Origin of the sequence: Algoriphagus sp. AGSA1 (assembly GCF_021390545.1) — a bacterium.
Taxonomy (GTDB): Bacteria; Bacteroidota; Bacteroidia; order Cytophagales; family Cyclobacteriaceae; genus Algoriphagus.
Genome location: NZ_JAJUWR010000004.1, coordinates 1 through 21,294, shown reverse-complemented (window position 1 = coordinate 21,294; position 21,294 = coordinate 1). Strand labels below are relative to the sequence as shown.

The 21,294-nt window shown below is 37.0% G+C and carries 21 protein-coding genes; 15 read left to right on the top strand and 6 right to left on the bottom strand.

What is annotated here, in order from left to right:
* Positions 1 to 158: 158 nt before the first annotated feature.
* The 14 genes from LZF95_RS03395 (at position 159) to LZF95_RS03330 (ending at position 15,809) form a co-directional block, all read left to right on the top strand.
* A complete protein-coding gene (locus LZF95_RS03395) occupies positions 159 to 686 on the top strand; it encodes a serine O-acetyltransferase (RefSeq protein ID WP_233753581.1) in 528 nt (175 codons plus the stop codon).
* On the top strand, positions 683 to 1,984 hold the full coding sequence (locus LZF95_RS03390) for a polysaccharide biosynthesis C-terminal domain-containing protein (RefSeq protein ID WP_233753580.1): 1,302 nt from the start codon (positions 683 to 685) through the stop codon (positions 1,982 to 1,984). Before LZF95_RS03395 ends, LZF95_RS03390 begins: the two co-directional genes overlap by 4 nt.
* Positions 1,984 to 2,835 carry a UDP-N-acetylmuramate dehydrogenase gene (murB, locus tag LZF95_RS03385; RefSeq protein ID WP_233753579.1) on the top strand — a complete coding sequence of 284 codons (852 nt, stop codon included), beginning with the start codon at positions 1,984 to 1,986 and terminating at the stop codon, positions 2,833 to 2,835. The genes LZF95_RS03390 and murB overlap by 1 nt, the downstream gene beginning before the upstream one ends.
* A 3-nt stretch (positions 2,836 to 2,838) precedes the next feature.
* Positions 2,839 to 3,852 (top strand): glycosyltransferase, encoded by a 1,014-nt coding sequence (locus tag LZF95_RS03380; protein ID WP_233753578.1) that lies wholly within the window; start codon positions 2,839 to 2,841, stop codon positions 3,850 to 3,852.
* Position 3,853: 1 nt separating this feature from the next.
* Complete coding sequence (locus tag LZF95_RS03375) at positions 3,854 to 5,074, top strand: glycosyltransferase (protein ID WP_233753577.1); 1,221 nt, start codon at positions 3,854 to 3,856, stop codon at positions 5,072 to 5,074.
* A 2-nt stretch (positions 5,075 to 5,076) separates the two neighbouring features.
* Positions 5,077 to 6,150, top strand: coding sequence for a polysaccharide pyruvyl transferase family protein (locus tag LZF95_RS03370; RefSeq protein WP_233753576.1), 1,074 nt, complete (start codon positions 5,077 to 5,079; stop codon positions 6,148 to 6,150).
* A gap of 3 nt (positions 6,151 to 6,153) precedes the next feature.
* A complete protein-coding gene (locus LZF95_RS03365; protein ID WP_233753575.1) occupies positions 6,154 to 7,218 on the top strand; it encodes an EpsG family protein in 1,065 nt (354 codons plus the stop codon).
* Between the two features lie 11 nt (positions 7,219 to 7,229).
* Positions 7,230 to 8,396: a glycosyltransferase gene (locus tag LZF95_RS03360; protein ID WP_233753574.1), complete on the top strand. Its 1,167-nt coding sequence runs from the start codon at positions 7,230 to 7,232 to the stop codon at positions 8,394 to 8,396.
* Positions 8,397 to 8,402: 6 nt separating this feature from the next.
* Positions 8,403 to 8,990, top strand: a complete 588-nt coding sequence (locus tag LZF95_RS03355; protein ID WP_233753573.1) for a CatB-related O-acetyltransferase — start codon at positions 8,403 to 8,405, stop codon at positions 8,988 to 8,990.
* A gap of 415 nt (positions 8,991 to 9,405) precedes the next feature.
* On the top strand, positions 9,406 to 10,314 hold the full coding sequence (locus LZF95_RS03350; protein ID WP_233753572.1) for a hypothetical protein: 909 nt from the start codon (positions 9,406 to 9,408) through the stop codon (positions 10,312 to 10,314).
* A gap of 465 nt (positions 10,315 to 10,779) precedes the next feature.
* Complete coding sequence (locus tag LZF95_RS03345; protein ID WP_233753571.1) at positions 10,780 to 11,331, top strand: WcaF family extracellular polysaccharide biosynthesis acetyltransferase; 552 nt, start codon at positions 10,780 to 10,782, stop codon at positions 11,329 to 11,331.
* A 14-nt stretch (positions 11,332 to 11,345) separates the two neighbouring features.
* Positions 11,346 to 12,992, top strand: a complete 1,647-nt coding sequence (locus tag LZF95_RS03340; protein ID WP_233753570.1) for a capsule assembly Wzi family protein — start codon at positions 11,346 to 11,348, stop codon at positions 12,990 to 12,992.
* Between the two features lie 813 nt (positions 12,993 to 13,805).
* Positions 13,806 to 15,056, top strand: coding sequence for a WcaI family glycosyltransferase (locus LZF95_RS03335; RefSeq protein ID WP_233753569.1), 1,251 nt, complete (start codon positions 13,806 to 13,808; stop codon positions 15,054 to 15,056).
* Positions 15,057 to 15,287: 231 nt separating this feature from the next.
* Positions 15,288 to 15,809 carry a phosphoheptose isomerase gene (locus LZF95_RS03330; RefSeq protein ID WP_233753568.1) on the top strand — a complete coding sequence of 174 codons (522 nt, stop codon included), beginning with the start codon at positions 15,288 to 15,290 and terminating at the stop codon, positions 15,807 to 15,809.
* 279 nt (positions 15,810 to 16,088) lie between these two features.
* Here LZF95_RS03330 and LZF95_RS03325 read toward each other — a convergent pair whose 3' ends face one another.
* From LZF95_RS03325 to LZF95_RS03315, 3 genes are all read right to left on the bottom strand, one after another.
* Complete coding sequence (locus LZF95_RS03325; protein ID WP_233753567.1) at positions 16,089 to 16,790, bottom strand: sugar transferase; 702 nt, start codon at positions 16,788 to 16,790, stop codon at positions 16,089 to 16,091.
* Between the two features lie 108 nt (positions 16,791 to 16,898).
* Positions 16,899 to 17,372 (bottom strand): hypothetical protein, encoded by a 474-nt coding sequence (locus tag LZF95_RS03320; RefSeq protein ID WP_233753566.1) that lies wholly within the window; start codon positions 17,370 to 17,372, stop codon positions 16,899 to 16,901.
* Between the two features lie 606 nt (positions 17,373 to 17,978).
* A complete protein-coding gene (locus LZF95_RS03315; RefSeq protein ID WP_233753565.1) occupies positions 17,979 to 18,677 on the bottom strand; it encodes a sugar transferase in 699 nt (232 codons plus the stop codon).
* Between the two features lie 268 nt (positions 18,678 to 18,945).
* On the opposite strand from LZF95_RS03315, the gene LZF95_RS03310 reads away from it, so the two are divergent.
* Positions 18,946 to 20,103, top strand: a complete 1,158-nt coding sequence (locus tag LZF95_RS03310; RefSeq protein ID WP_233753564.1) for a glycosyltransferase family 4 protein — start codon at positions 18,946 to 18,948, stop codon at positions 20,101 to 20,103.
* A 141-nt stretch (positions 20,104 to 20,244) separates the two neighbouring features.
* Here LZF95_RS03310 and LZF95_RS03305 read toward each other — a convergent pair whose 3' ends face one another.
* From LZF95_RS03305 to LZF95_RS03295, 3 genes are read right to left on the bottom strand one after another with little or no spacing between them, the layout of a single operon-like run.
* The gene (locus tag LZF95_RS03305) at positions 20,245 to 20,505 is read right to left on the bottom strand and encodes a hypothetical protein (RefSeq protein ID WP_233753563.1); all 261 of its coding nucleotides are present in this window, start codon (positions 20,503 to 20,505) and stop codon (positions 20,245 to 20,247) included.
* Between the two features lie 5 nt (positions 20,506 to 20,510).
* Entirely contained in the window at positions 20,511 to 20,879 is a 369-nt protein-coding gene (locus LZF95_RS03300) for a hypothetical protein (RefSeq protein ID WP_233753562.1), read from the bottom strand.
* 38 nt (positions 20,880 to 20,917) lie between these two features.
* Entirely contained in the window at positions 20,918 to 21,208 is a 291-nt protein-coding gene (locus tag LZF95_RS03295) for a hypothetical protein (RefSeq protein ID WP_233753561.1), read from the bottom strand.
* Between the last annotated feature and the right edge of the window lie 86 nt (positions 21,209 to 21,294).

Below are 21,294 nucleotides of genomic sequence, written 5' to 3'. Positions count from 1 at the left end.
TTTCTTAATCAGGAAAGTGAGATCAGTAAAATAGAAGTTATTCTAATGGTCTTGGCCATTTTTAACCAAAAAAACACTACTTCAAATCAGTTCCTAACTAATTGTTACAATCTATCAACTTTGGCTACGTGCTGTCAACTGGGCGCACTTATAAACTAATGATAACACTTAAACAAACCATAGAAGCTATAAAGGACGATTTGCCGAAAAAGTCGTTTAAAACTTTTCTACGCTGCTATTTTTATAGTGCAGGATTTCGGGTTTTACTAAACCATAGAATTGGTAAGTATTTATTTTATAATAGATTTGTTCTTTCTCGCCAGATTGCGCTTTATTATAAATATAAACTTGTTTCTAAAAGAGGATGTGATATTTCTTATAAAGCGCAGATTGGTAAATGTGTTCGTTTTCCGCATGCTATTGGTATTGTTATTGGTGATGGAGTGATAATTGGAAACAATGTTAAGATTTGGCAGCAAGTAACTTTTGGAAGCCATGGAAAGCTAGGAGAAAAATTAGAATATCCTATTGTTAAAGACAATGTGAAAATTTATGCGGGTGCAAAAATTATAGGAGGATTAACCATAGGAGAATACAGTGTTATAGGAGCAAGTTCTCTGATTAACAAAGATGTTCCCGCAAACTCTGTGGCATATGGCATCCCATTTAAAATAAAAGGTCAATGAGTTCTTTTATAAAGGATTTAGCCCGGGTTGCCACCTCAAATGTAGCCATTATATTTTTTGGTGTTGCCACTTCTATTGTGACTGCTCGCTTTATTGGGCCGGAGGGAAATGGTATTATAGCAGGGCTTATTGTTTATCCCTCATTGTTTATGTCGTTTGGGTCCTTAGGAATTCGGCAATCTACAGCGTATTTTTTAGGAAAAAAGATTTATTCCGAGGATAGAATAAAAACAGCTATTACTCAAATTTGGAGTTTAACGACAATTGTTTCGCTAATAGTTTGTTTTGTTCTAATGACCTATTTTAGTAAGTCGGGAGAAAATTTCCTTTGGGTAATTTTGGCACTTTTACCTATACCGTTTAGTTTGTTTATTACTTATAATTCTGGGATTTTCTTGGGCAGAAATGACTTACAATCATTCAACAAAGTAAATTGGGTTCCGCCATTTATAGTATTAGTTGTTTCTTTAATATTGGTCGGATTATTCAACCAAGGAGTACAGGGAGCATTGATTGCTGCAGTAGGCGGACAATTATTTATGGCAATGTTTATGCTTTTTAAAAATGAATTTTTGAAAGCATTTAGTTTACAATATGATTTTAAAGTCATAAAGTCAATGTTGTCTTTGGGGATTGTTTATGCCATAGCATTGTTGATAATTAATCTAAACTATAAGGTAGATGTTATTTTGTTGGATAAGTTGAGTACTTCTTACGAGCTTGGTATTTATTCAAAAGGAGCAGGAATAATTCAGTATCTTTGGCAAATTCCCATGGTATTAAGTACTATCATTTTTTCACGAAGTGCGTCTGCAAAAGATGACTATGTGTTCTCGCTTAAGGTGGCACAATTATTACGGATTTCTTTGGTTATAGTTGGGGGGGCATCTTTGGTTTTGTTTTTCCTGTCTAATTTTGTAATACTTACTATGTATGGTGAAGCGTTTCGCGATAGTATTTCTGTTTTAAAAATTTTATTACCAGGTGTTTTATTATTGACTGTTTTTAAGGTAATGAATATGGATTTAGCAGGAAAAGGAAAACCTTGGATTTCTATGAAAGCAATGGTTCCTGCATTAATTCTAAATGTGGTACTTAATTTACTGTGGATCCAAGATTATGGGGCTAATGGTGCTTCATTTGCCTCCTCTATAAGCTACAGTGTGGCAGCTATTCTGTTTGCTTATTTTTATTGTAAAGAAACGAAAGTACCTGCCAAGGAATTGTTCGGCATTCGAAAAAGTGATTTTAATGTTATTTTTTCGAAGTTAGATAAGCTTATTCCAAAAAAGAAATAATGAAAATAACAGAAAATTTAGATCTTACATCTTATAACTCATATAAAATAAAAGCGAATTGTAAAGTTGCTTATTTCCCAGAATGCGAGGAGGATATAGTTTCTTTTTTCACAATGAATAAAGATTTTATATTATTAGGAAGCGGGCACAATATTATTTTTTCAAAGGACTATTACGAGAAACCCATGTTGCTTTTTAATGGGAATTTTAATCAAGTTGAAGTTGAAGACGATGTTTTAGGAATTGAGGCAGGAGCAATGATGTGGGATGTGGCACAATTGGCTCTTGAAGTTGGGCTGAGTGGGGTTGAAATATTTTATGATATCCCAAGTTCGCTTGGTGGCGCAATAGTGATGAATGCAGGTGCTTCTGGTGAGGAAATCAAAGATGTGTTGGTAAAGGTTCGCTATTTGGATTTGGCTGACCTACAAATAAAAGAAATATTTAAAGAAGAGATGTCTTTTGAATATCGCAACAGTTTTTTTCAACGTAATACTGATAAAATTGTACTAAAAGCCTGGCTCAAATTGCAGAGAAAGGGAAAAACAGAGATTAGGGAAAAAATGGAATTAGTAAAGGCGCAACGCTGGGCAAAACAACCCAAGGATTTCCCAAATGCTGGAAGCGTTTTCAAACGACCATCAGGTTATTACGTAGGCGCATTGATAGATGAGTTACAGATGAAAGGGTTTACCATAGGCGGAGCAAAAATATCAGAAAAACACGGTGGCTTTATTATTAACTTTAATAATGCATCAGGATCCGATATACTTGAAATTATTGAGGAAGTAAAAAAGAGGGTTTACAATTTGCATCAGGTAGAATTAGAAGTTGAACAAAGAGTGATATAAGCGATGAAGCCAAAAGTATCAATTATAACAGTTTACTACAACAGATCATATTGTGTCGATCAATCTATTGAAAGTCTTCTTAACCAGACTTTTAAGGACTTCGAGTTGTTGCTCGTAGACGATGGCTCTTCCGATAATACTGTAGAGAAATTTAATAGTTATACTGATCCAAGGGTACGTGTAATAACCCATGCAAACATGGGTTTTACAAATACTATAAGAAAGGCAGTAGATTTAGCACAAGGTGAATATATTGCTATTCACGGTTCAGGTGATATTTCTTCACCTGAACGTATACAAGAGCAGAGCAAGTTTTTAGACGAAAATCCTGATTATGTTGTTGTTGCATCCAGATTTGAAAGGTATGATGAGGATACATTAGCTAAAATTGAAGAAAGTGAATTTTCTGGAGATTTGGATATTGAGGATTTTTTATTAAACTGTAGGATAATGCATGGAGCCTCTATGTTTAGAAAATCGACCTATGAACAAGTGGGTGGATATGAAAAAATTTTCACAAATACACAGGACTGGGATTTGTTTCTTAGATTTTTGAGAATTGGTAAAGGTAAAATCTTACATACACTTCATTATAAACAGTTTAAACGTGGAGATGGTGTGGCTGCTAAACCGGAAAGTTTCGAAAAAAATAGTAGAATTTCTGTACTACGAATGTTATTATCCCGGAAACATGAGCAAAGGGAACAAATTTTAGAAAGAGTAAATAGAGAAGGTATTGAATCGGTTATATTGAATTCTAATTATGATTTTCAACGAACGGTGGTTACAAACTTTATCATTTTGGTGAGAAGTGGATATTATAAAAAGTTTTTACACTTTGTTAAAAATAATTATAATCCAAAAGAGTTAAACTTGAAGTTAAAGTTGAGGTTTTATTCTTGGCTAACATTAGCTAATATTTTACATTTTTTTAAATTAAGTGAAAAGGAAGCACAATCTTTTATTATATCCATACGGTCGTTAAAAAGTAAACTTAATTTCTACAAACTCAAGTGAAATGACTAAAAAAATCATTTTTATTACCAGGCGATATCCTTATTATACGACAGAAGCTTTTATAGAATCAGAAATAGATTATATTGCACAGAAATTTGATGAAGTAATTATTTTTCCAACTGAAATTTCCGATTACAAGCGTCACGTGCCTAATAATGTGAAAGTTGTTGATGATTTTGCATATGTATTTAAGAATAAAATAAAAAGATCTGTAGTTACTGTTTTTTCTATTACCTTATATAAAGCAATATTCTCCCATTTAAAATTAATAAAAACTGTTAGTGATTTAAAATTGATAATTAAGTACATCTCTTCCTATTTAGCGTATTACGATTTTTTCTCAAATCTAGAGGAAATAGATAGTGCGGGTATAGTTTATACTTATTGGTTCAATGAGGCACCATTGGCATTTTCAGAAATTAAAAAACAAAGGAGAAAGAGCTTTAAAGTGATTTCTAGAGCACATCGTTACGATATATATGAGGGGTTGGAATCTACCCTGCCTTTTTGGGTATATCGTCAAAAAACTATAGAACAAACTGATTGTATTTATTCGATATCATTGAATGGAAAGGAGTATTTAGAAAGAAAGTACTCTTCACAAAAATCCAATATAAAGGTTTCCAAATTGGGTGTGTATGATAGGGGATTGATAGCTAAAAATTCGATTGGTAATAATCATACCATTGTTTCGGTCTCCCGTGTTCACCCAATGAAGCGAATTGGTTTTATTTTAGATTCGGTAGTGGCTTTCGCTAAGACTGTTCCTTATAGAAAAATCGTATGGACACACTTTGGTGATGGAGATGAACTTCTAACTATAAAGAAAAAAGCACAAGCGATAAAGCCTGAAAACCTGGTTGTCAATTTTAAAGGGAATGTTGCTAATAGTCAAATTTATGAGCATTATGCAACGGAACCAACCGATTTATTTATAAACTTGAGTATTTCCGAGGGAATTCCTGTTTCTATTATGGAGGCCCAGTCGTTCGGCATACCTGTAATTGCTACAAACGTGGGAGGAAGCTGTGAAATAGTTGTAACGCAGACTGGCATACTGTTATCGGAAAACCCTATTATTGAAGATGTGGTTAATGCTTTGAACAGTGTTTTGATAGAGAAATCAATAAATAATATGAAAGTAAAGGAACATTGGAAGGATAATTTTGATGCAGAAAGAAATTATTCTGAATTTAGTAATGCTATATCTAAGTTAATATAGAAATGAAAAAAATACTCTACATAGTTGCTACGCAATACGAAAATATGGGTGACTTGTTGATAAACAAGTGTCTTGTAGATGAATTGGCTAAATATGGCAAGGTGTATCTGGATACTAAGAATGTACCTCAGACATTTAAATCAGTTCTTCTGGAACATCCTAATTCAACTGAATTGTCAGAAGTTAGCAACATTAGTCTAAAAGGAAAAGGACTTTTCCTGTCACTATTTTCAAGTAGATTCAAATTCGATTATGTGTTTAAGAGTCCAGGGCCGTTTGGTGGTTCAGTAACACTAAATGAGAAAGTAAGAGCTTTTCTGTTTTATATTATCTTTTTTATAATGAAGCTAAAGGGCGCAAAATCGGTTCTTATTGGGAACGATTTTATTTTAGCTTCAAAATTCGATGAATCGATTGCTAAATTATATAGTGGAGTATTACAGGGTATTTATGTGAGAAGCAAGAAAAATGTTAATATACTTAAAGAACTTGGTGTATCAAATGTGGATTATTCACCTGATATGTGCTTTATGATGGATGTTGAAATAAAAGATGTTGAAAGAAACAGAGTGGGAATTTCGTTTCGGGATATGGGAGATGGGCCAAACCAAAAAATTAAGGAATCAGTAAAAAGATTCGTGCAATATTTTACTGAGAAGCAAATCGATATAGATTATTTTTATCAAGTTGAGCGCGATAAAGATTTCAATCAACAATTGTTTTTCGAATTTAAAACACCTTTTACACATTTTAGGGAAAATGTTTTGAAATGGGAAGATCGAAGCTATTATCAAGACAAAATTTTTTTGTTGAGTAATCGTTTGCATGTTTTATTATTGGGGCAAGCTTTTGAATGCATACCTATTGCTCTCGAATTTAATCAATTGAAAACGCTTAAAATCAGAAATATATTTTATAGTATTGGAATGCAAGAGCAAATTTATGATGAAATTTCAAAAGAACATTTAGATATACTTTATGACGATATTGATAAAAGCAGATTTAAATTTCGGCAGGTAAATCATGACCAAAAAGTTATTTTTAATAGACGATTAGTAAGTATTTTTGAAAAGTAAGTAATGGGTATTTATTTATTTTTGTTATTTCTACTTTTACTGTTTTATCTTTTAAAGGGTAAAAGCAACTCTTTAATTTTTCTTTTCATTGTCGCTGCTATCCTTATTTTGATAAGTGCTTTACGTGCAGAAAGTGTAGGCATTGATCATATTGGTTATAAAAGAGGTTTTGAATATGATCTTCGGTTTGATACTTTTATAGGGCACTTATTTAAGTGGGACGTGGGATGGTTAGTGTTGAATTACGCTATGATGCTGCTATATGATAGTTGGTCTGGCATGTTGCTTGTAATTGCCATATTAACAGTATTTCCGATGTATTATGTGTTTAAAAATTACACTCCGGATCCATTATTTGCAATGTTGATATATTTTTTGTTATACAGTTATATTTTGTCATTTAGTCTCATTAAGCAAAGTGTTGCAATAGCTTGGATTGTATTGGCACTATGTTTTTTTAATTATGGTAAAAAAAATATCAAGGCATTATTTTGTGGAATTGTAGCTTGCGTGGTGCATTATTCTACATTATTTCTCTTACCCATTGTTTTCATTGCGGCCAAGGTAAGAATAAGTCGTAAATTTGTAATTCCAGTATTAGCTAGTACTTTTCTTTTTGGTTTGTTTAGCTCACAAACTTCTGCAATAACAAATTTAATTAGTTTGTTGCCTTTTGAAAAATATGCTCATTATTCTGACTATAAAGCAGATGTCGTTGTTAATCAATTTAATGCATATTTATATATTCTTCCTAAGAATATTTTTTGCATTTTAATTTTTTATCACTTGAAAGATACAATATATTCCCTTTTTAAGAATATTTTGTTTTTCAATTTAGTAATTGCAAACTTGCTTTACACATCGATACCTCTTATTAGTCGTTTTGTGTTATATGGTTTTCAGCTAGAAATATTATTATTAGTGTACTATGTTTACCAATTTAATGGAAAAAGACGTATTTTGGTGAGATTTAGTGTGTTTGTTTATGCATCCTTTTATTTTGCATATAATCTGATGACAAACCGTGGAGGGATTAATCCTTATGAATTTGATTTAAACGTTTTTTAAATATTCACTAAATGCATCAAACTGCTATCATATATCACTATTTTGCTTCGTATCGATTGCCAATTTTTTTGGAACTTATGCATTCCAAAAAAATTGAGTTTACGTTGTATTCAGGGGTTGAGAGTGAAATTCCCATAAAAAGAATTGATAGTAATTTGTCCAGTTTACCCATTGAAAAGGGAGGATTGCGATGGAAATTTTTAAAGAATCATTGGTTAGTGAATAAAAAATTCCTGTGGCAGTCTGGTTTAATTTCCGTAGCATTAAAATCGGATTTTGATTCGTATATTTTTTTAGGATCTCCATATTTTATAACAACTTGGCTTGCAGTCGCAGTTGTACGGTTGCGGGGTAAAAAAGCTTATTTATGGATGCATGGAGTTTATAAGGATAAACCCACAAAAGTGGACTGGTTAAAATTAAATATTTTTTATAAAATGGCTACTGGTTTTTTTCTTTATGGTAATAGGGCTTTATCAATTTTAAGAAGATATAAGGTTAAGCCAGACTTTCGAATGCACGTTATTTATAATTCTTTAGACTATGAGAAAAGTTTAAAACTGCGAAAGCTGGTCGATGAAAAGGAATTAAAGGATTATCGATTATCTTATTTCTCTTCTGCTGATATACCTATTATTGTATTTATTGGAAGGTTAAATTTCGTCAAACGAATTGATATGTTAATTGATGCTCAATATTTTTTAAAGCAGAAAGATGGAAAATTACCTTTTAATATATTACTGATTGGAGAAGGAGAGGAAAAGTCAAATTTAGTTGAACAAGCTAAAGAATTAGGATTAGATGAAAATGTTAAGTTTTTAGGTGCAATATATGATGAAGAAATAATTGCAAATGCGCTTCTTTATGCTGATTTATGTGTTACTCCTGGTGAAGTGGGACTTACCGCTATGCACGCAATGTCCTATGGAGTACCTGTAATTTCCCATAATAATTTGGATGTTCAAATGCCGGAGGTAGAAGCAATACATAAAGGGGTCACTGGAAATTTATTTGAATATGGTAGTGTAGAAAATCTCTCGGAAACGGTTTGTTGTTGGCTCACAAAATATCCTGTAAAAACAAAAGAGATAATGAATGCTTGTTTCTCAGTTATCGATACACATTATAATCCATATTATCAAAAAAGTGTTATAGAATCTGTTCTTTTAAAAGACTAAATTTCTATGGGAATACTAACAGTTTTTAAAAATATTGATACTTTAGCTAATATTTATCGATTTTATAAACGATTAAAAATACGCTATTTGTACGGACTGAAATATGTTCATCCAACTTTTAACATAGGAGGGAAATCAAAGATAAGTAAGGATTTAGTAGCTGGTGAATACTCTTACGTAGGTCCTGGTGGACTCATTTACCCTGGCGTGTCCATCGGACGGTACACAATGTTGGCGCAGAATGTGCAAATAATTGGGGATGATCATAATTTTAATCTCGTAGGTATTCCTTCAACTTTTTCTGGAAGACCCAAGATGCGTAGGACAACAATAGGAAGAGATGTTTGGATTGGAGCTAATTCTATTATTATGGCAAGTGTTACAATTGGAGATGGAAGTATTATAGCTGCAGGTTCTATTGTCACTAAAGACATACCGCCATTTTCTATTGTCGGTGGTGTGCCAGCTAAATTTATCCGAAAAAGATTTTCTACAGAAGAAGATGAAAGAGTTCATCTATTGATGCTTGATGGACCTGTTTTGAAAAATGTTAGAAATAAACCTATTCGTATTGATAAACATGCCTCAGAATAATATCTATATAGTGTCTGTTTTTCATATTTTAACCCTTTAATTAGTTTAAGTTGTAATTCTAGGGAGTAAAGGAATTAGCTTGTTAAATGATTATGATGATTTTTTTTTAATCCTATTCCTTATCCTTCTCCATTAAATTTGGGAATTTTGGATTTGTTTGAAACAAATATGAGGATGGTAGTGGGGCAGTAATGCAATTTTTATAGATTCAAATTTAGCGATTGGTTCGGATAGTGTAGTAGCGGCAGGTTCTTTTGTTATAATAAATGTAGAGCCGTCTGTGGTTGTAGTAGGAGTTCCTATAAAATTCATTAGAAAGATATTTGCAGCATTCGAAGACGTAGGAAAACTTATTAGAATGCTATGCTGGAAAATGTGAGTAGTAAACTTCAATAAAGAAAGTGAAATTTTAAAAATGAAATATTTTAGTATTTTCTTGATTTTTATTTTGTGTGCTTGTGCTTCGTTGACTCAGGTAAAGACTCTTATCTATGAGAATGATTTTGAAGAAGGTGTGGAAAATAGTACGATCCTAAACAGAATTAAAAGTAATGGTCTATCCAACTCTCAATATTTAAGTTTTCAGTATTCAAAGGGAAATGAAGAAAATCGCTACGCAAGAGTAGTTCGTGACCCATTGGATGAGAATAACAATGTTTTGGATATGAACATTTCTTCTAAAGGTTTAGAGGCGCGTCAACGGGTGCAGGCAAGTTTTTCATCTGTTCCAAACCTCAAAGAAATGAGGCAGACAGTTCGTGTTTTTTTCAGTCCTGATATGGAATATTTAACACAATATCAAAATGCTTTTACGTGGCTAATTCTTGCAGAATGGTGGAACAGTGCGCCCAAAGACTGGAATACCCCAAACGTTTACAGAGTTTCACTTCGGGCTGTAAAGGCTGAAGGTGATAACAAATCACTTCACTTTAAGGTTGATGCCCAATCGGTAACTTATTCTAAACAACGCCCTAGCGTAGGTACAGGCGCTATATTTAAAACCGAGTGGGAAAAGTCTAACAAAAAATTTATTATTCCTTATGGCAAGTGGCTCACGTTTGAATATCATATTAAGGCAGGCGATAATAGAAATGGCTTGTTTTATATGGCAGTTACACCCGATGGTGGGAAAAAGCAAGTGATTTTTAATTTAAAAGGTGCAACTCAGAGTTTAAATTATAAAAACCAACAAAGTTATAATTTTTGGAGTCCAATGAAGCTATACACCTCAGATGAGATAAGTGATTTTATGTTTAAAAATAAGAAATCACTTCAAGTTTATTTTGATGATTTAAAAGTTTGGAGATTAATAACTAAAAGGTGATTAAAACTAAAACTTTCCGATTTGTTAGCTTCAATTAGATTAGACAGAGGTGTAAGCAAAGTAAAAGATTTTTTTGAGGTATTGTAACAGTATATTTTTTGTGGCTTGTTTCCGTTTTCAAGAAAGTATAAAGAGTTATTAATGAACCGTTTAGCTTGGTATTTCTTCAGTTTTATCACTAATAATAGTGCTAATATGGATTATGTAATGCAGTTTAGCGATTGCATTGTTCCTCTAGAATATTAATCGTTTTATATTTAGCTTTCAATATAATATACAATTGAGAATTTTTTACGAAAATAGTATTTGGTGATATACTTAGTAAAAGATGTTTAGCGATGAAAATAGGTATAGATATTATGCTATAGCAGAAAGTTAAAGAGGCAATAAAATGTTAATGGCATACATTTTTACCGTAATTTTTATTAGCAAGGAAGGACTTTGCTTATAATTCAAAGAACTATAATGCAATCAAAAGTAAAACTCACAGATTTTAGGCCAACGGGATTAGACCGGGGCAGAAGTAAACTCATAGAAATCCTCTGGTATTTTACAAAAATGGTGTTTTTTTTGAGTGCGCTTCCTTTTCCCAGTAATGTTAAAGTATTTTTATTGAAAGTATTTGGTGCTAAGGTAGGCGCAGGAGTGGTTCTTAAACCACGAATAAATATTCATTTTCCTTGGAAGTTATCAATTGGAAATCATGTATGGATAGGGGAGGAAGTTTTTCTGCTTAACTTTGAGCCATTAATCATAGGCAATAATGTTTGTGTGAGCCAACGGGCTTTTCTATGTGGTGGAAATCACGATTTCCGTGATCCAGCTATGCCTTATAGAAATGGACCAATTAATTTAATGGATGGGTCTTGGGTGGGAGCTTCAGTATTTGTAGGACCAGGTGTCACTATTGGTATTGATACTGTGTTGGCTGCTGGTTCTGTAGTGACTAAGTCTGTGCCCCATAACTCAATTATTAGAGGTAATCCTGCAAAAAATGTTGGATTAAGGTGGAAGTGAAATTATCTTTAGCAATGCCAAATTCTCTTAGCCGTATTATACTTATTATTTCTCTTATAGCTGCAGTAGGAGGTCTAAATGCCCAAAGCCTGCCTACAGGCTATCCTGTAATAGAAGAGAATCAGCGAAGAACGCAGCTTATTCCATCTTTTTCGGATTCCAGTACCATACAGTCCGGTTTTGTTCAGCGTAATGGACTTAAATTCAGTAGGCCTCTTGATGAAAATAAAGTAGAAATCGGTTTGGTCCCAGTTCGCTTAAGTACATTTTATAATTCCGAAAGACCGTACTGGTTCAGTCCTCAAGGAATGATACCGGGCAAAGGAGGACAAGTGTATGCATCAGCAGGCGCCTATGTAACCCATAAATTCTTTGAGATTGATTTCCAGCCTGAAATCAATATTGCCCAAAATTCCTCTTATGAGGGGTATAAACCGCTAATTGGAGAAAATGTTAATTTTGTTTTTTACCAAGGCTTAAGACGTGGGGATCAGCCCGAAACCTATGGTGACGGTTCTTATTCAAGAATTGGGATCGGACAATCAAAAATCGCAGGGAAAGTAGGTGCCTTTGAAGCCGGGATCTCCACCCGGAATCTCTGGTGGGGTCCCGGGCAATGGAATGCGCTGACTTTCTCTAATAATGCCCCGGGATTTTTGCATGCTACTATCGGTACCCATAGACCTGCGAAGACCTTCTTTGGCAGTTTTGAATTTCAACTAATTTCTGGTTTTCCAAAATCAAAGAAGTATGCACCTCTGCAGCAAGACAATTTAAATAGTCTTGTTGGAGGACAGCATAGGAATAGGTATCGTTATTTAAATGCATTGACTTTTTCTATTCAACCCAAATGGATTAAAGGCCTTCATATAGGGGCCACCCGTACGGTGCAAACCTTTAGGGATTCGGTTGATACTAAAAATTTTATTGATGTGTTCCCAGTATTCTGGGGGGTTACCAAGCAGTCCGTAGGATCTGACTTGATAGGTGAATCCGACAGGGGCAGGGATCAGCAGATTACGGTCTTTTTCAGACAGGTAATCCCTAAAGCCGGACTGGAGTTTTATGGGGAATTTGGGCGACGGGATCATGCGCTTAATATGCGGGATCTCATTATCAGCCCGGCACATTCCAGGGCTTACTTGCTAGGCTTGAACAAGGTATTTCCGGTATATGGTGAAAAGATGATACAGATCCGCTCTGAAATGACCCAGCAGGCTCAGTCTGTGAACTGGATCACCAGGGCAAATAGCACCACTCCATGGCATACCAACGGAACCATCGGTGGCTTTACCAACTGGGATCAGGCCATGGGAGTAGGGGCAGGGATGGGCGCCAATGTGCAGATGATCGAAGTATCCCTAGTGGAGAAGCTGAATAAACTGGGTATATACCTCGAAAGGCGTGCGCCATTTGCCGATTTCTATGATACAGCTGATCTTGCGAAAAACGGCTATGATCCCTGGATTGACTTTACCGCAGGGCCGGTAGTTGACCATCAATGGGGAAATTTGGTTTTTTCCGGAAGAATGCTCTTTACTTACGCTACAAACTATTACTGGTCCCAAAATCTTGGGAACCAACTGGAAATGGACTTTCAAAGTCATAGAAGTGTGTTCTCCACCAGCACCCAGGTGAATTTGATCTACCTATTTAAGTGAGTTGGGAACACGGAGTTTGGCTCACAGAGTTACACAGAGGGGCACGGAGAACTCAAGAGTATGTTATATGTTAAACCGTCGCTCAGTATAAACCATTAACCATTAACCCTTAACCCTTAACCTTTAACCTTTAACCTTTAACCTTTAACCTTTAACCTTTATCCACCTACTGTTAAAAGTTAATCCGTTAAATGTTAAACCGTCGCTCAGTACAAGCCCTTAACCTTTAACCCTTAACCCATGTACTGTTAAAAGTTAATGTGTTAAACGTTAATACACTGCTCAGTATAAACCCTTAACCTTTAACCTTTAACCTTTATCCACCTACTGTTAAAAGTTAATCCGTTAAATGTTAAACCGTCACTCAGTATAAACCCTTAACCTTTAACCTTTAACCATCAATCCACCTACTGTTAAAAGTTAATCCGTTAAATGTTAAACCGTCGCTTAGTATAAACCCTTAACCTTTAACCCTTAACCATCAATCCATCTACTGTTAAAAGTTAATCCGTTAAATGTTAAACCGTCGCTCAGTACAAGCCCTTAACCCATGTACTGTTAAAAGTTAATGTGTTAAACGTTAATCCACTGCTCAGTAGAAACCCTTAACCTTTAACCCTTAACCTTTAACTTTTTATCCACATACTGTTAAAAGTTAATCCGTTAAATGTTAAACCGTCACTCAGTACAAGCCCTTAACCCTTAACCTTTAACCTTTAACCTTTAACCCTTAACCCTTAACCCTTAACATTTTAACCCCTCCTCAGTGTATCTCTGTGCTATCTCAGTGAACTCTGTGGCTAAATCCTCCCAATGCGCATACTAGTCTTTGGAATTAATTACGCTCCCGATCTTACAGGTATAGGGAAATACACCGGTGAGATGTGTTCTTACCTGGCAGGTCAAGGCCATCAGGTCACCATGGTCACCGCACATCCCTACTATCCCCAATGGGAGTTGGCTGACGGTTATCCCAGATATTCTTGGAAAACGGAAATAATCGACGGGGTCACCGTGGAGCGCTGTCCCCTGTACATTCCCCAAGATCCCAGTGCGCTGAGAAAAGTCCTGCATGAGATTTCATTCTTTGGGACTATTTTTCCGGTTTGGTTAAAGTTGTTGTTTAAAAAGAAATTTGATTACGTCATTTGTTTGAATCCCCCTTTTCACCTGACTATCTACCCTCTTTTGGTAAAATGGTTCCGTGGGAGCAAGATGATCAGCCATGTGCAGGATCTTCAGGTGGATGTGGTAAACGATCTGGAACTACTCAAGAGCAATGCGCTGATTAATTTGATGTTTACCTTTGAGAAATTCTATTTCGACCAAAGTGACGTGGTCAGTACCATCAGCTTGGGTATGGAAAGGAAGATAGCTTCGAAGGGTATAGCCAAAGAAAAACAATGGTTGTTTCCAAACTGGGTGGATATAAATTTCATCACGCCGCTGTCCAAGGAGGAATCCCTAAGATCACGGTTTGGCTTGGACCTGACGGATAAGGTGATCCTGTATTCTGGGAACATGGGGGAAAAGCAGGGACTGGAACAAATACTGGATGTTGCGTTAAAGTTTAGACAGCAGCCCGACATTCAATTTGTGATCGTGGGAAATGGAGGGGCAAAGAAACGACTGGAAGAAGCCGCTGTGAAGATGGGATTGGATAATGTACGGTTTTTTCCGCTACAGCCCTATGAGGATCTTTCCAGGTTATTAGCTGTCGCGGATGTTCATTTGGTCTTGCAAAAGAAAGAGGCCTCAGATTTGGTCATGCCTTCCAAGTTGACGGGTATTTTGTCGGCCGGGGGACTGGCTTTAATTACGGCCGTGGAAGGTACCAGCCTCTATGATGTAGTCCATGAACATCATATGGGAGTGCTCATTGAACCAGGATCTGTAGAGGCATTATATGAAGGGATTGTCGAGTGCCTGCATAGCACGGATTCGGAACAGATCAAAGCGAATGCAAGGGAATACGCATTGCGTTTTCTTGCCAAGGATGCAGTGCTGGGAAGTTTTGAAGAGAAGCTTTTGACAGGCTTGAGCCAGCGCAAGTTGGTCATGTAGCTGACAGTAACCTTAACAATCAATTAGCAAAACCCTTTAAAGGGAGGCAAATGCTTCCCTTTTTTTGTGGGTAGTTGGCAGGTATCTTATACTTACCTGGTTCTCCTGACTTGGCCCCCTCATAATGCAGTCTTCAAACTGCTTATTATTTACATAATAAGGACTTATATATACTGAATTATGTAGTTTTCTGTAAAAAAAAGTATCTTGACCCAAACAATCTTAACAACCATGCAATTGATAGATACTGGATCTGAATTAAGCAAAAAGGAAATATTTCAGAAAGTCAGGGACTTTTTGTACGAAAGAGGGTTTCGTGTTTCCAAAGTTGATGAAAATAGGCCCTGGGGTGGTTTTTTTGTCATTGATGAAAACCAGATTTTGGATTTCAGACATAGTTTTTTCGGGGAGATTGAGCTTTCAGAAAGTCAATTGAACCAGAAATTGAGCCCCAAGTTCTTATTGGTAGCGCCTGGATCACGGCTTTCCTGGCAATATCATTTTCGAAGAGCTGAACTTTGGAAACTGATAGAAGGGGAAGCTGGAATTGTACGAAGTGAAAATGATGAGCAGGGCGAAGTACTGGAAATGGAGATAGGTCGGTCTGTTTCCTTACAGCAGGGCGAACGTCATCGCTTGGTAGGCCTTGATAATTGGGGGATTGTAGCTGAAATATGGATACACGCAGATCCGGAAAACCCTTCCAATGAAGAGGACATTGTACGGGTAGAGGATGATTATTCCAGACACTGATAAAATGGGCTGATTTAATAAACAAAGCCCCGTAATGGGCTCAGCGTACTTTAATCATAAAAACAAGGGGAAGCAGGTGCTTCCCCTTATTGGTTATTTTAGGTTTAAATATATGTCAGAATTTTACCGGTAAAAAGACTACAGTGTCAATGGCTTTGGCGGGTTTTATCACGCAGGCAGCTTAGAGTTCACCCCTATCTACAGGGAAGGCATCATTGGTCATCTAACCAGAAACAAAGAAATATTGCTACTGGCATGGCTCCAGATGATGCTATGATTTTAAAATGCATTTTCGTGGCTCAGGAGTGATTTTGCAGTCATCCAAATGATTTTTATGTCCAAGAGAGGGTTCCAGGTTTTGATATAATACATATCAAGCTTATACCTGAAATAAATGGAATTGGAAGCACTGGTTTCCCCTCTGTAGCCCCTTGCCTGGGCTAAACCTGTAATTCCAGGTTTTACTAGATGACGGTTTTTAAAGCCTTCGATTTCCCGGGAATGGGCATCGTTTTGAACTATAATATGAGGTCTAGGGCCAACGATTGACATATCTCCATAGATTACATTGAGGATCTGCGGCAGTTCATCCAGACTGGTCTTTCTCAGAATGCGGCCAACCCGTGTTACCCTGGGATCATTCCTTGTTGCCATCTTTAGATGGGCTTCATCGTTGACTACCATGGATCTAAACTTGTAGCATTTAAACCGTGAATTGTAAAGCCCTTCTCTTTCCTGTATAAAGAACACAGGACCGGGTGAATCCAGCTTAATCAACAGTGCGATGATTGGAAATAACCACCAGCCTACAACGAGCATAAACAGGATTGAGCAAATTAGATCAATAGAACGCTTGATGGTTAAATTGATCCAGTTTAAGCCCTCTGACACAATTGATTCATTTTTTTCACTGAAAAGGTCACTGGATTCTAGGTACAGTTCAGCGGATGTGAATTTTTCGAGTAAATAATTTGTTCTCATAAGTTTTGGAATCTCAAGAAGTGAAAAATATCGTAGTGGGTTCCGATTATCTTGGGTTTAATAAAAATCTTTATTTTTTGTGAAATTTGCAATAAAATACATCTACTCTTAAGATATAATTAACCTAAATGTAAATGAAAGGTGTGTTTTTGTGAAAAACCTGTCAGGTTTGTGTCCTTGGGTTTTGTTGAAACAGCTGTGTATTTCTTGCTCCCAACAGGAAAACCTGGCAGGTTTAGCGCACACACGGTTTTCATTTGGAACAGAAAAACCTGCCAGGTTTGCGTCTTCGGGTCTTGTTGAAACAGCTGTGTATTTCTTGCCCCAACAGGAAAACCTGGTAGGTTTAGCGCACACACGGTTTTCATTTGGAACAGAAAAACCTGCCAGGTTTGCGTCTTCGGGTACTGTAAAACAGCTCTTTATTTCCCGCTCCCAACAGAAAAACCTGGCAGGTTTGGTACACACACGGTTTTCTTTTGGAACAGAAAAACCTGCCAGGTTTGCGTCTTCGGGTCTTGTTGAAACAGCTGTGTATTTCTTGCTCCCAACAGAAAAACCTGGCAGGTTTAGCGCACACACGGTTTTCATTTGGAACAGAAAAACCTGCCAGGTTTGCGTCTTCGGGTATTGTTGAAACAGCTGTGTATTTCTTGCTCCCAACAGGAAAACCTGGTAGGTTTAGCGCATACACGGTTTTCATTTGGAACATAAAAACCTGCCAGGTTTGCGCCTTTGGGTATTGTTGAAACAGCTGTGTATTTCTTGCTCCCAACAGGAAAACCTGGCAGGTTTGGTACACCCACGGTTTTCATTTGGAACAGAAAAACCTGCCAGGTTTGCGTCTTCGGGTCTTGTTGAAACAGTTGTGTATTTCTTGCTCCCAACAGAAAAACCTGGCAGGTTTAGTGCACGTTTTCATTAACCCCCGGTGCAACCTAGGGATAACCTATCTCTACGGAATAGCTATTTTTTTTAATTGAAAAAAGAAGGGGAAAGCTTTTGCCCTCCCCGTTGGTTTTAAAAAGAATATGTATATCCGCTTTTCTGCCAGTAAAACAATAAAAGCATCATAGGATTCGGAAAACACCAGCGTCAAGGCCACTTCGGTCTTCCGTCCAGTAAAGCAAAGAGAATAGGGTTACTGGCATCATTGCGGATAATCACAGAAAAGAAATTATATCCTGATCAATATGCATTTTCGTGGCCGGTGATGGACTTGGCGGTCATCCATATGATTTTCAAATCTAACTTAGGACTCCAAGTTTTGATATAATACATGTCAAGCTTATAACGGAAATACATTGAGTTAAATTCATGGATTTCTCCTCTGTACCCCCGAGCTTGTGCTAGTCCGGTAATTCCCGGTTTGACTAGATGTCTATTCCTATAACCATCTATTTCCAAGGAATGTTGTTCGTTTTGAACAAGAATATGAGGTCTAGGCCCCACGATAGACATATTTCCATAAATTACATTCAAAATCTGTGGAAGTTCATCTAAACTGGATTTTCTCAAAAAACGGCCAACTCTCGTGATTCTGGGATCATCTTTAGTTGCCATTTTCAGATCCGCGTCTTTGTTTACCACCATGGATCTGAACTTGTAACAGTTGAACGTGCGGTTGTTTACACCCTCCCTTACCTGCTTAAAAAAGACAGGTCCGGGAGAATCCATCTTAATTAAAATTGCAATGATAGGAAATAGCCACCATCCAATTACCAGCATAAATCCTATTGCGAAAAAAAGATCCATACATCGTTTGATAGTAAGGTTAAGCCAATTCATTTTTGGGGATACAATTGATTCATTTCCATCTCCTATAAATTGCCTATGGTTGACATAAAGGTCAAAATTCCCAATTTTGCTTCGTAAATAGTTGGTCATGTGGTGGTTGGTTTGTCTAAATAAAAATCGCACTAGACTATTTTGGGATAAGTAAAGGTCGGATTATTTGATGATTCTTCAAAAAGAAATGCTGTTTATTTGTAAATATCTAATTTCGCATTTTACAGTGGATTGAAAGTTTTTAGAAATATTTTCATAATTCAGGGCATAAATCTTGCCATATATTGAATAAATACTGTTATAGTTGTAGCGTTATTAGTTAATGCTTCGTATTGCATTTGAACACTATAACACTATGCCAACCCTTATGACATTCTTTTTTGCTCTTTTGTCCTCCCTTGTGATAGGAATCATGTTTTTCCCTGTATTGATCAGCGTTTTTCAGCGCTATCAGATATCAGATATTCCCGGTGGAAGAAAAATCCACCGGGATAGAATCCCCTCCATGGGCGGCATAGGTTTCTTTGTAGCTGTGGCCATTTCCACAGCAATCTGGGGATGGGAGTTCCCCAGTGTGCAGACACCATACCTATTGGGAGCGATTACTATCATGTTTTTCGTTGGTCTTCGGGATGATATGGTAGAACTCAGCGCATCCAGAAAAATCCTCGGCCAACTCATCGCAGTGATCCTTGTGGTAGTGGTTGCCGATATCAGGATCAGGGGTTTTCATGGCTTTTTGGGAATAGGGGAGTTTAACCTGTATTTCAGTTACGTATTCTCCGCTTTTACACTACTGGCACTTACCAATTCATTTAATTTAATAGACGGGCTGGATGGTCTGGCAGGGACTATTGCCTCCATGGTGTTTACACTTCTTGGCGTTTGGTTCTATTATCAGGGGTATTATAGTTTTTCTATCCTGAGCTTTACTTTTTTGGGTGCTGTGATGGCGTTTTTGATCTTTAATTGGCATCCGGCTAAAATATTTATGGGTGATACGGGCTCCCTGACACTAGGCTTCACACTGGGATCATTGATCCTTGCCTTTATGGAATACAATCTAGCCCTGCCTACCGGCCATGTCTGGAAGTTTGAGCCCTCCTTTGCTGCGGGAGTGGCACTGATGATGTATCCCCTCTACGATATGGGGAGGGTATTTGCCCGACGGATTTCCCAAGGAAAGGGGCCTATGACCCCGGACAAATCCCATGTCCATCACTTTTTGATGAGAATAGGACTAAAACACAATCAGGTGGCCTTACTACTGGGGACATTGCAGTTTGCTGTTATCATTCTTGTGTTTTTGTTGAAGGATTTCTCAGATAATCTGGTCCTGCCTATTATAGTGGGGATCTCTATGGTTCTGGGCTACAGGCTTGATGCCGTCACTGTTCGATATTTGAAGAAAAGAGTACTTCTTCAGCCTAAGGTGTTGGAGATCCGAAGATTGAGAGCCTACAGAAACTCAAAAATTAAACTGGATAAAAGCGAGTTCCAAAACTCGGATGTGAATCTCAACTAGATGGGCTGTGTTTTTGCGGTTTAGGGTTTTTCTTGTTAACAACCAGTAGCTGGAAGATATCAGAATAGTCTTCAGTAGGTCTGGGCTTAGGTTTTTAAATCTCAGATTTCAGAATTTTGACTTTGGATTTCAGATTTTCCGTTATGCTGCTTCTTCAGAAGCTGCATCAATCAATGTGCTTTGTAAATCGTAATAGAAAAACCTGCCAGGTTTGCATCTTCGGGTATTGTTGAAACAGCTGTGTGTTTCTTGCTCCCAACAGGAAAACCTGGCAGGTTTGGTACACACACGGTTTTCTTTTGGAACAGAAAAACCTGCCAGGTTTGCATCTTTGGGTATTGTTGAAACAGCTGTGTATTTCTTGCTCCCAACAGGAAAACCTGGCAGGTTTAGCGCACACACGGTTTTCATTTGGAACAGAAAAACCTGCCAGGTTTGCGTCTTCGGGTATTATTGAAATAGTTGTATATTTCTTGCTCCCAACAGGAAAACCTGGCAGGTTTAGCGCACCCACGGTTTTCATTTGGAACAGAAAAACCTGCCAGGTTTGCGTCTTCGGGTACTGTAAAACAGCTCTTTATTTCCCGCTCCCAACAGGAAAACCTGGCAGGTTTAGCGCACACACGGTTTTCATTTGGAACAGAAAAACCTGCCAGGTTTGCATCTTCGGGTATTGTTGAAATAGTTGTATATTTCTTGCTCCCAACAGGAAAACCTGGCAGGTTTAGCGCACACACGGTTTTCATTTGGAACAGAAAAACCTGCCAGGTTTGCATCTTTGGGTATTGTTGAAACAGCTGTGTATTTCTTGCTCTCAACAGGAAAACCTGGCAGGTTTAGCGCACCCACGGTTTTCATTTGGAACAGAAAAACCTGCCAGGTTTGCGTCTTTGGGTTTTGTAAAACAGCTGTGTATTTCTTGCTCCCAACAGGAAAACCTGGCAGGTTTGGTACACACACGGTTTTCTTTTGGAACAGAAAAACCTGCCAGGTTTGCATCTTCGGGTATTGTTGAAACAGCTGTGTATTTCTTGCTCCCAACAGGAAAACCTGGCAGGTTTGGTGGATCAGCCGGAATAGCTGGGGAGCTGGTTATTTTAAGCATAGATATTTGATAGTCTGAACAGGAAGAATTCAATGTTGGTGACACCTCTGAACTGAGCCCTGAATGCCTTGATTTTTGCATTGAAT